The sequence below is a fragment of the Paenibacillus xylanexedens genome, from assembly GCF_017874615.1.
Taxonomy (GTDB): Bacteria; Bacillota; Bacilli; order Paenibacillales; family Paenibacillaceae; genus Paenibacillus; species Paenibacillus xylanexedens.
This window is the reverse complement of record NZ_JAGIKV010000017.1, coordinates 33,801-45,082: the sequence shown is the minus strand read 5'-3', so window position 1 is coordinate 45,082 and position 11,282 is coordinate 33,801. Positions and strand designations below refer to the sequence as shown.

9 protein-coding genes are annotated in these 11,282 nt (G+C 47.7%); 5 read left to right on the top strand and 4 right to left on the bottom strand.

Translation table 11 applies throughout. The features are described 5' to 3' along the window. The first annotated feature begins 77 nt into the window (after positions 1–77). The 3 genes from J2Z28_RS20600 to J2Z28_RS20590 all read left to right on the top strand — a co-directional run bounded on the left by J2Z28_RS20600 (position 78) and on the right by J2Z28_RS20590 (position 3,090). Entirely contained in the window at positions 78–1,475 is a 1,398-nt protein-coding gene (locus tag J2Z28_RS20600) for an L-cystine transporter (protein WP_091033512.1), read from the top strand. Between the two features lie 374 nt (positions 1,476–1,849). Next, positions 1,850–2,533 carry a queuosine precursor transporter gene (locus J2Z28_RS20595; protein WP_036610716.1) on the top strand — a complete coding sequence of 228 codons (684 nt, stop codon included), beginning with the start codon at positions 1,850–1,852 and terminating at the stop codon, positions 2,531–2,533. 203 nt (positions 2,534–2,736) lie between these two features. After that, a complete protein-coding gene (locus tag J2Z28_RS20590; RefSeq protein WP_211084098.1) occupies positions 2,737–3,090 on the top strand; it encodes a hypothetical protein in 354 nt (117 codons plus the stop codon). Between the two features lie 289 nt (positions 3,091–3,379). On the opposite strand, the gene J2Z28_RS20585 is transcribed toward J2Z28_RS20590, so the two are convergent. Further along, on the bottom strand, positions 3,380–4,468 hold the full coding sequence (locus J2Z28_RS20585; RefSeq protein ID WP_211084097.1) for a M24 family metallopeptidase: 1,089 nt from the start codon (positions 4,466–4,468) through the stop codon (positions 3,380–3,382). A 262-nt stretch (positions 4,469–4,730) separates the two neighbouring features. On the opposite strand from J2Z28_RS20585, the gene J2Z28_RS20580 reads away from it, so the two are divergent. Continuing rightward, the gene (locus tag J2Z28_RS20580; protein ID WP_211084096.1) at positions 4,731–5,942 is read left to right on the top strand and encodes a PQQ-dependent sugar dehydrogenase; all 1,212 of its coding nucleotides are present in this window, start codon (positions 4,731–4,733) and stop codon (positions 5,940–5,942) included. Between the two features lie 776 nt (positions 5,943–6,718). Here J2Z28_RS20580 and J2Z28_RS20575 read toward each other — a convergent pair. Together J2Z28_RS20575 and J2Z28_RS20570 are read right to left on the bottom strand one after the other, a co-directional pair. Then, complete coding sequence (locus tag J2Z28_RS20575; RefSeq protein WP_211084095.1) at positions 6,719–7,450, bottom strand: MBL fold metallo-hydrolase; 732 nt, start codon at positions 7,448–7,450, stop codon at positions 6,719–6,721. A gap of 56 nt (positions 7,451–7,506) precedes the next feature. Then, entirely contained in the window at positions 7,507–8,049 is a 543-nt protein-coding gene (locus J2Z28_RS20570; protein ID WP_211084094.1) for a hypothetical protein, read from the bottom strand. A 104-nt stretch (positions 8,050–8,153) separates the two neighbouring features. Here J2Z28_RS20570 and J2Z28_RS20565 point away from each other — a divergent pair, with 104 nt between their 5' ends. Further along, entirely contained in the window at positions 8,154–9,017 is an 864-nt protein-coding gene (locus J2Z28_RS20565; RefSeq protein ID WP_211084093.1) for an SDR family oxidoreductase, read from the top strand. Positions 9,018–9,064: 47 nt separating this feature from the next. Here J2Z28_RS20565 and thrS read toward each other — a convergent pair whose 3' ends face one another. Then, a complete protein-coding gene (gene thrS / locus J2Z28_RS20560; RefSeq protein WP_244988438.1) occupies positions 9,065–11,065 on the bottom strand; it encodes a threonine--tRNA ligase in 2,001 nt (666 codons plus the stop codon). Between the last annotated feature and the right edge of the window lie 217 nt (positions 11,066–11,282).

Below are 11,282 nucleotides of genomic sequence, written 5' to 3'. Positions count from 1 at the left end.
TTGTCGGAAGTACAAAAGATAGAAGAGAAAACCGGATATTTTCCGGTTACACACATGCCTGAGGAGGATTTAAAGAAATGGATACTTTTCTAGTCATATTGAATGTAGTGGTCATGCTTGCCTTACTTGGCATCCTCTACTGGATGCAGAAAAAGCATATCTCCTTTACAAAACGCGTATTTGCGGGTCTGGGACTGGGAGTTGTTTACGGGGTTATTCTCCAATTGGTGTACACATCAGGTTCTGATGTAGTTACGAAATCAGTCGATTGGTTCAATCTGGTCGGTTCAGGATATGTTCGTTTGTTACAAATGGTCGTGATCCCATTGATCATGGTGTCCATCATCTCGGCCATTATGAATCTGAAGGGCAAGCAAAATCTTGGCAAGATGAGTGTTTCCATTATTGCCATTCTGTTGATCACCACAGCGATTGCCGCAGGGGTCAGCATTGTGACCAGTCTGGGCTTCAACCTGACTTCCATTGAGATACAAGGAGGAGACCGGGAGAATGCGCAGATTCAGAAGGTGGAGGAACGGCTTGTTGATGTGAAGGATCAGACCATCCCGCAACAAGTGCTGGAATTCATTCCTTCGAATCCATTTGCAGATATGACAGGAGAACGTCGTACATCCACACTGGCGGTGGTTATCTTCTCCGCGTTCATCGGTGTAGCCGTACTTGGACTGGATCGCAAAAAACCTCAGCAGGCGGAGACGTTCCGCGGTATGGTTAATGCGGTATATGCGGTGGTTATGCGAATTGTTACGCTGGTGCTGAGGCTTACGCCTTACGGGATTCTAGCACTGATTACAAAGGTAACGGCGACAACCAATGCGGAAGAGATATTAAAGCTCATCAAATTCGTGATTGCATCTTATATCGCGCTGGCGATCATGTTTATTATTCATCTGATCATTATCTCTCTGTCCGGCTTCAACCCGGTTACGTATTTGAAGAAGGTGCTGCCAACACTGGTATTTGCCTTTACGTCCCGTTCAAGTGCAGCGGCAATCCCGCTGAATGTGGAGACACAGACGAAGAAACTCGGCGTATCGGACGGCATTGCGAACCTGTCTGCAAGCTTTGGGGCTACGATTGGGCAAAACGGCTGCGCCGGGATCTATCCGGCCATGCTGGCGGTGATGATTGCTCCGACGGTCGGCATCGACCCGCTGAGCTGGGACTTCATTGTGACTTTGATCCTCGTAGTCATGATCAGTTCGTTTGGTGTGGCTGGCGTTGGCGGCGGGGCAACCTTCGCTTCCCTGATCGTATTGTCCACCATGAATCTGCCTGTGGCTCTGGTTGGACTGCTCATTTCCGTGGAGCCGCTGATCGACATGGGTCGTACAGCGCTTAACGTGAACGGGTCGATGACATCAGGACTCGTGACGAGCAGAATTTTGAAGGAAAACGATCGGGACACGTTTAACGATCAGAGCCGCGAGCTGGATTCTGCGGCTCAGGCTTAATACAGAATGGATTAGATAGAAGCTCACATTAAGATAGCTAGAGCCGTCTACAAATCAAGTGAGAAAAGCCGTCCTTCGGAGGAATCCGGAGGGCGGTTTTTTTGCGGCAATCAAACTATGCTGTGCACGGTGGTGAAGCAGTCTTCTTTTTCTATACACGGTGCAAGGGGAATAGAGGTAGGAAAATCTAGTATGGTCGAGAGGGAAGCGGGAGGAATATAGAAGGGGTCGTAGTCACTCGGGCACGCTTGGAGTTATTTAGTTCTGTTCATGGAACGAGAAATGTGATAGAGTATTCATGTTTTGGCCCTGAGCCAAACCGCGGTTCGTAACCATCCCGCGTAATCAAAACTAGGAAGGCAGTGTATGTATTTATGTTTAACTTAGGGTGGGGAGCAGTTTTTGTTCTCGTAACTTATGGATTTTTCCTGTTGTGTTACCGCTTGTTCGGTAAAAAAGGTCTCTATGCCTGGATTGGTGTGGCTACGGTTATAGCCAACATTCAGGTGACCAAAACGATAGATATTATGGGAATTGTACTGACGTTAGGCAACACGATGTATGTCAGCATGTACCTGACCAGTGATCTGCTCAATGAGAAGTATGGACCAGGTGAGGCACGCAAAGCCGTATGGTTCGGGTTTTTCACGCTCATCATGACAACGGTTCTGATGCAGATGGTGTTGTACTTTGACCCGGCACCCACGGACTTTGCACAGGAATCTATGGCGAAGCTGTTTGGTCTGCTGCCACGCCTGGCTCTCGGAAGTCTGACGGCGTACTTCATCAGTCAGTTCCTGGATGTTCGATTGTACTCTTGGCTACGCAAGGTGGCTCCAGGGCGCAATCAGTTGTGGATTCGCACCAACGGTAGTTCGATCATCAGTTCATTTGTGGATACACTGGTGTTCTGTACGATCGCGTTTGCGTTCATCTACCCTTGGGATGTTTGGCTGGAAATCTTCCTGACGACGTATATTATCAAATTTGTATTAACTGCGGTCGGAACGCCGTTTCTGTATGCTGCACGCAGCTTTAAGTTTAAGGATGAGGCTTAGACAATATTCAAAGAGTATCACTTAAAAAACCCCTCTGCGCAGTCAATTGTAATTCGGACTCTGCAAGGGTTTTTTTCATAGAAAAGACCCGAAACAAGAAAAATCCTTTTTACATTTTTATGAAAAAGTTATAATATAAACGACCTGTCGTTATAAGCGTGTATCATTAGGAACGATGATTTTCATACAAAGGGGAATCGCACATGTACTCTACACTGCGTTATACACTGGAAAGCAATGGCACAACCTACGAGAATGATAGCATTAATGCCTCGTTATTGGTGGAGTTGATCTCCAATCTGGAATTGCAGGAATTCGTAGTACTTGTACCTTCGGAGCTGGTGGAGGGAAGTATGTATATGCAGGCTGCTGCGCTTGAGGAACCAGGGCAGGTGGTGGCGGAGATTCGTTTGCAGGAAGGCGAGGACGGTTTCCGGCATTACAGCTGCAGCACAACAGATACGACTGGGATTATTCAATGGTTTCTGGATTACTGGGGGAAGCAACAGCTGCCACAGCTGGAGTCTTGGCAGGATATCACACATGAGTTTGACTAACGGTAAATGAGTGAGCAGGAATAAAATTACGTAGAATGCAGACGGAGTAATTTAGGATATGCTTTGTATTAATTAAAATCCCGCAACCCATGATATTCATGGATTTGCGGGATTTTTGCGTTCGCGTGTGTACTTGCTACTTTTTCTGTATACAGGCCTGAGGCGTACGCGAAAAGAGTATATTATTTTGAAAACAGTTCAGCGCAGTTTCGTGCAGTTAAGTTCATGATGCATAATATCAGCTGAGCATTGATGTATCTGGGCTATTTTTGACATAGATCCAATTGAATTAGTCGCTAAGGATTTGCAGTTCTTTTGGATATGTCGTCAGAACTTCGATACCCGTCTCGGTCACAATTACATCATCTTCGATACGGACGCCGCCTGCTGCGGTATAGATGCCCGGTTCAATCGTGAATACGGTACCTTCATTCAGGATGTCCATATTCTCTCCATGGAGAGAAGGATACTCATGTACGTCGATACCCAATCCATGGCCTACTCTATGCATAAAGCGCTCGCCGTATCCCGCTTCTTCCGTGACCTGGCGTGCTGCACGATCCACTTCGGCGCAGGTAATGCCTGGTTTCACGATTTGGATAGCAGCTTCGTTCGCTGCGAGCACAGTGTTATAGATGGTTTTGAGTTCAGGAGAGATGTCACCAAAGGCGAATGTACGTGTGATATCCGAGGCATATCCTCCAGCATACACACCCATGTCAAACATCAACAGGTCACCATGTTGCAGTTTCCGTTCACCCGGTGTACCGTGTGGCAGACCTGTTTTGGGTCCCGTGAGCACCATGGTGTCAAAGGAAGGACCATCGGCACCCAGCTTTTTCATCTGATACTCCATCTCGGCGACAAGCTCGATCTCGGTTACACCTGTGCGAACATGAGAGAGGCCTTGACGCAATGTTTCTTCAATCAGATAAATGGCGTGGCGAATGCGGGCTACCTCATCCGGTGTTTTTTTTACACGTAATGTGCGAAGCAGGGGGCCAACATCTTCAAAGCTGGTAGCACCAAGAGCGGCCGTCAGTTGTTCATAACGTGCGACCGTTACGTATTCTTTTTCGAGACCAACCCGGCCCAAGCGCCCCTGATAACGATCAAACAAAGCGTATGGATTATCCGTATCCGTGTGAGCGGCAATATTGGATACCGAGGAAGCGGCTGCGGCAGCTTCAGCATCAAGCGCAGGTACAATCAACAGGGGCTCTTCGCCACGTGCGAGAACCAGACCGAGGAAGCGTTCATGCGGATTGCTCGCAAATCCAGTTAAATAGTAGATATGTTTTGGATCTGTGATCAGCATGGCGTCCAATCCTTGCCCGGACAGATCGGCTTCAAGACGAGATAAAGGGTTTTGATTCATAAGTGTAGTTGTCCACCTTTCCATTCATACTATCCTTCTATTATAAAAGATTATGATGGAATTCCAAACTGCGGTGATTTCATATCCTCGGAATACCTTGAATTCTCGGTTTAAGCGGCTGGTATGAAGGGTAATACAGGGCGAAACCGCTTAACAGATGAATAATAACACCACAACAATAGAGAGCAATCCATTAATAATACGTTGAAGCTTGACTTATTTATTTTATACAGAAGAACAAAATACGAAGGGAGATGTAATCATGAATAATCGAGTAACCGTTCCGCTGTATGCTTCATTATTAAGTGTGGCACTGTTAACCACGTCATGTTCTTCAGGCGAACCTTCTACGGGAGGAACAGAGCAGACGTCTCAGGGACAGGGAACAGGTCAGGGACAGACGGCCAACGGAGGCAATACCGGTGCAAGTGGAAATGAGAGTGGAGCGCAGGGAGAGACGGTTATTCCGTATCAGCCATCTGTTCTGGTTGAAGGACTGAATGCACCATGGGAGATTGTGAGTGTGCCTGATGGTCGGATGTTTGTAACGGAACGCCCTGGTGCGATTCGGGTCATTGAGGATGGAAAACTAGCCCCTGAACCACTGATTGAATTCTCAGCCCCGTTTAATGAAGAAGGTGAAGGAGGTCTGTTGGGTCTTGCAGCTGATCCGGACTTCGAGGATAACGGTTACTTGTATGCATATCACTCCTATCTGGAAGGCGACGACATTGCCAATCGAGTGTTACGTCTCAAGGTGAATGATGGTAAAGCGGTCATAGATCAAGAGTTGCTTGGTAACATTCCAGGCGGAACGAATCATAACGGTGGGCGGATTAAAATTGGCCCGGACAAGTTGCTCTATATCACGACAGGTGAGCGTTATGAACCGGAACTGTCACAGAACAAAGATAGCCTTGGAGGTAAAATATTGCGGATAGGTCTCGACGGATCGATCCCGGCAGACAACCCATGGCCGAATTCACCTGTATACAGTATGGGACACCGCAACGCACAGGGACTGGCATGGAATCCGGACAACGGTTACCTCTATTCTACCGAACATGGTCAGCGTAATCATGATGAGATTAACCGGATTGTGGCCGGTGAGAATTATGGCTGGCCTGAGGTGGAGGGAGACGACGATGACAATGGCGCATATCAGGCTCCGCTTGCACATAGTGGGAACGATACATGGGCGCCGTCTGGTGTAGCTTTTGTAGAAGAAGGACCTTGGGCTGGATCACTGATTGCTGCAAATCTGCGTGGAGAGCAGCTGCTGAAGGTCACTTTTTCGGAAGATGGCACACAGGTGGAGAAGGTGGAACCCATCTTCGAAGATGAATGGGGCCGGATTCGCAATGTGAGTGCTGGTGAGGACGGGAAGTTGTATGTGCTTACGAACAATCGGGATGGACGGGGATCACCACGAGATGGGGATGACAAGCTGATTGTACTTACTCCGGAGAGTTGAGTCGGGGTCAGGGGAAAGAAAATCAGTGTTGTAGGACAACGTCGAACCGAACTCGTCTCCCCGTAAGGTAGTGGATGGAGTGAGTTTAAAATGAACGGTTGCCGCTTAACGTAAGCCAAAGCCCTGAAGTGCCCTGAATCTGAATCGCTCTAAATAAAATTTTTCTAAAGAACCTGACGCACCTTAAATAGAGGTTTGGTGGCGTTCGTAGAATTTAACGAACCTCAGCCACGTTTATATAGCCAAAATTCACTCGAAACCTGCAGAAAAACCAACGAAATGAGTAACTAAGGTGTCTGGAGTTCGTTAGAAAATCTTGATACTCAAATTACTGCGTATAGGGTGTCTGAGACTCGTTACAAAACAAGTATAACGTTTAGACTGTGCCCAATTCGTTAGAGACGGACCTCAGTCAATAAGTAGACACTTACGTTACGGTTTTCCGGTGAATTGTTTTGCCAAACGGGCAGGGGAAAGATACTGTGCACATGTCGTAGTTCAATATAAGATACTGCGTGCATACTGTATGAATAGCGTGCGCAATAGGTGCTACCATACGGTCAACACCAGTGCAGTAGAGTAGTAGAAGTGCGTTGTTAATTAATTAAAGGAGCTGTCCCCGTCAAATTCATGACTTATGGGACAGCTCCTTGATTGTAATGTATGTGTCATCCTAATCTTGAATGAGCTACAACGCACAATGCTGCACGAAGAGAAACAACGTTAACAGGATGCTTGTGTCATTCCAAAAATACTCACAAGTCCGCGTTCTTTACTTACTCTGCGCTCTCCGCAAGTGTGGCAATACGCTGAGCCGGATCATTCATGTACTCTCCACCGTGATAACAGAGAACCTTATTGAGCTTAAGGTCGGTCAGTTTCTTCAGGCTTCGCAACGCTTCAGGCATGTCCGGTGTCGCTTGTGGTGCAGGGCCAACCAGTTCATCATCGACCACACGAAGTTCATCGGCAGCGAGCAGGAACTGTTGCTCCCCGAAATACAGGCAGATATGACCTGGTGTATGTCCCGGTGTATGAATGACCTGTGTACCACCTTGAAGGGGTAATATGTCCCCGTCTGCCAGCGTTCTGCTAATGTTCACTTCAGGTAGCTGCAAGAGCAGTTGATCTGCCAGTGCCAAAACGGGCGCGGGCAGCAGAGCACGACGTTCAGGTGTGAATTTGATCAAAGGCTTCTCACCGGTTAGATATGGAATCTCATCGGCATGTGCCCAGATTTCCAGATCAGGGATGGCATCCAGCAGAGCACCCACGTTACCGATATGATCGATGTCCTGATGAGTAATAATCACACGTTTGACGTCCGAGAGCTGTACGCCCTCTTGTTCCAATGCGGATTGAAGTTCAGCGAATTGTCCAATCATGCCTGTATCCACCAAGGTAACGCCATCTACATCACTAAGCATGACGGGGAATATGGGGCTGTTCCCGGAAGGTGTGGGAATCTGGAGATTTAGCACAGTAATCGAAGTTGTTGGATGGCTCATGATGATCCGGACCGTAGTCCGGTACACCTCCTTATATTTTTTAGCGATGATTGTTGTTATTCAGGGCGATTATATTTCAAGTGTTTTCTATATTTTTTTACCGTATGGAGCAGTGCTTCGAACGTTTCTTCTTCATTACTGCCGTCCTTAACGATGGTGACAAACGAGAAGTGTTCATGAACAAGTTTGTTCCTCGTCTGAAACACCAGACTAAGGGCTTCAGCAAAGTGTTCTTTTTCGGATTCCAGAGCAATGAACTCTTTACTGAGTTCGGCCTGAATAATCTCCATATTGGAGCGTGCACGGTAGGCAGGAGTTTTCATCAGCTGGGTCGAATTAAACTTTTTCTGATATACGTCTCTGTACAGTTGATGTAACATTTGTTCAATAATGGCGCATAATTCGATGACTAGTGAAGCATATCTTCGGTTTTTACGTTTTCGGGTGAGCTCACATGTTTCTTCTTTATCCCAAATACCGTATTTTTCATACAGCGTAGAATCAACGTTCTGCAAGATTTCCTGATATTCCTGTTCGAGTAGTGCGATTTCAAGTTTGGCTTGTCGTTTAACTTTTTTAAAATCTTCTTTGGTCAGCATACTTGTCCTCCCATGGAAACCGAGATGTGATCCTATCATTATCTCATATTGTCCGTCGTCGCGCCTCTAATTTCGGAACCTCAGGTTCAGAAGGGAAGTACCTCATGTCCAATCAGACAGCAATTGTAACAGGAGCTAACTCAGGTATGGGGTTGGCAACCACCATTGAACTTGCAAGACAAGGATATCGCGTAATCATGGCATGCCGCAGTGAGAAGCGCGGACAGGAGGCTCTTCAGGAAGCTGTGCGTCAGTCCGGCTCTTCTGCGATTGAATTGATGCTGTGTGACCTGGGTTCACTCGAAAGTATACGCCAGTTTGCCCGCACATTCCGCGAGCGTCATGATCGCCTTGACGTTCTGGTTAATAATGCGGGGGTAGTGATGGTTAAGCGGAAGGAAACCTCAGACGGGTTCGAACAAAGTATCGGTATTAACCATCTGGGACATTTCCTGCTGACCTTACTTTTGATAGAACCTCTGAAAGCTGCGAAGCAGGGACGGGTTGTGAACGTTTCGTCAGGTGCCTACAAGGCCGGCAAAATCCACTTCGAAGATCCACATCTGCACAAAGGTTATAATCCGATCAAAAGTTATGCTCAATCCAAACTGGCGAACGTGCTGTTCACTCGTGCACTGGCTAGCAAACTGTCAGGTACGTCTGTCACAGTGAACTGTCTACACCCTGGTGCGGTGGGAACGAGTATTGGCGTAGATCGTAATACCGGATTTGGCACACGTATTATGGCGTTTGCAGGTAAACTTCCATTCTTTCTGTCCCCTGAAGAAGGGGCGCGAACGGCTGTTTATCTGGCCACAAGCCCTGAAGTTGTCGGGCTCACCGGTCGTTACTTCTATCAACAGAAAGAGCAGCAGCTGAAGGCACATGCCGTTGACGATGCTTCAGCTGAGCGTTTCTGGACGTGGAGCGAAGAACAGGTGGGGCTAAGAGATGACGAGAAGTTGTAATTCAGCACAAGCTGATGAGTGACCCATGAATAGAGTCGTTACATCTTTTATACTTTTGCTTTTACAGCTTGTTGGATCATTTCAATAACAGCTTCAATACGTTGAATGCCTTGATCTCCCTGACCGTATGCACGGACAGAGGCAGATGAGGCATTTTTCTCATTCTCACCAAGTACGAGCGAATAAGGCACTTTTTCCATCTGGGCTTCACGGATCTTGTACCCGAGCTTCTCGCTGCGCAGATCTGTTTCTACCCGAATGCCCGCAGCTCGGAGCTCGCTCTGTACTTGGAGTGCATAGTCTGCGTAATGATCTGATACAGGTAGGAGCTTCACTTGTACAGGTGCGAGCCAGAGTGGGAACGCTCCTGCATAGTGCTCAGTCAGGATGCCGATGAAACGATCGATGGAACCATAGATGGCACGATGGATCACGACCGGACGGTGTTTCAGGCTATCCTCGCCAATGTAAGTGAGGTCGAACTTCTCCGGCATTTGAAAATCAAGCTGGATTGTTCCGCACTGCCAGCTTCGCTTCAGCGCATCAAGGATATGAAAGTCAATTTTCGGTCCATAAAAGGCACCGTCCCCTTCGTTAATGCGATACTCCACGCCCCGACGATCTAGTACATTTTGCAATGCGCGTTCCGCTTGATCCCACAGCTCTTCCGATCCCATGGAATCTTCCGGACGAGTGGACAATTCAATCTTATATTCGAACCCAAAGATATCGTACATACGTCCGATCAGTGAGATCGCCTGATTGATCTCGTCCTCGATCTGCTCTGGCATGACGTAGAGATGGGCATCATCCTGGCAGAATGTCCGCACACGCATCATGCCGTTCAGGGCACCTGAGAATTCATGACGGTGAACCTGACCAAATTCCATCATGCGAATCGGTAATTCGCGATAGGAATGGAGTGTGTTTTTGAAGATCAGCATGTGCCCAGGACAGTTCATCGGTTTCAGTGCAAAAGTGGCATCGTCCACTTCGGAGAAATACATGTTGTCCTTGTAATGCTCCCAGTGGCCGGATTGCTCCCACAGCCGGTTGTTCATCATGAGAGGAGTCCGAACTTCCTGATAACCTTCCTGTAATTGCAGCTCACGGGAGAATTGCTCCAGTTCAGTGCGAACAGTCATGCCTTTGGGCAGATAGAAGGGCATGCCGGGAGCTTCTTCGGAGAACATGAACAGTTCAAGCTCTTTGCCAAGTTTACGGTGATCTCGTTTCTTCGCTTCTTCGAGCATGTGCAGATGTTCATCCAGTTGGGCTTTGTTCGGGAAAGCAGTACCGTAGATGCGTTGCAGCATCTTATTATCCGAGTTACCCCGCCAGTACGCACCAGCTACATTCAACAGCTTGAACGCTTTGATCCGACCAGTGGATGGAAGATGGGGGCCGCGACACAGATCGAAGAACTCTCCTTGATCATAGATCGAAAGCTCGGCGTCCTCTGGCAAATCCTGAATGAGTTCAAGCTTGTAAGGGTCCTGGATTTCTCCGAAGATACGGAGGGCTTCTTCCCGGCTAACGACCCGCCGACTGATCTTTTCATTTTCCTGAATAATTTTGTTCATTTCCCGTTCAATGGCAGCCAAATCACTGATGGACAAGGCATGCTCCAGATCAACATCGTAATAGAATCCATCTTCAATGACTGGGCCGATACCCAGTTTCACTTGTTCTGCACCGTAGATGCGTTTGAGTGCTTGTGCGAGCACATGTGCTGCGCTGTGACGATAACGATACAGACCTTCCGCACTTTCTAAAGTAACGATAAAAAGTTCGCAATCTTGCTGGAGCACCCAATCGAGATCGACATTTTGACCATCTACAATACCGCCGATAGCCTGTTTCCCAAGACTTGTGCTGATAGATGAGGCAACCGCACCTACAGTGATGCCTGCTTCGTAAGAACGTATCGAGCCACCTTGCAGACGGACCTCAATGGAATGACTAGATGGTTGCAGATCATTTGCTTGGCTGTTTATTTCGTTACCTTTTTTGTTGCTTGCTAAGTTACTGTTTTCTTGTTTGCTCATGTGAACCACTCTCCATTTCTTAAAATGAAAGCGCAAAAAACACCCGTCCCGGAAAAGGGACGAGTGCGCTTGGCTCGTGGTTCCACCCTAATTTTGGTTATGGTGCACCCTGCTCTCGGCCAGCCGCCGGAACAGAAAACATCATAACCCTCATTGGAATCCGTTATCGGGGATCAGGCGGTGAACTCTACTGGCAGCATGTCGAACATCCGAAGGA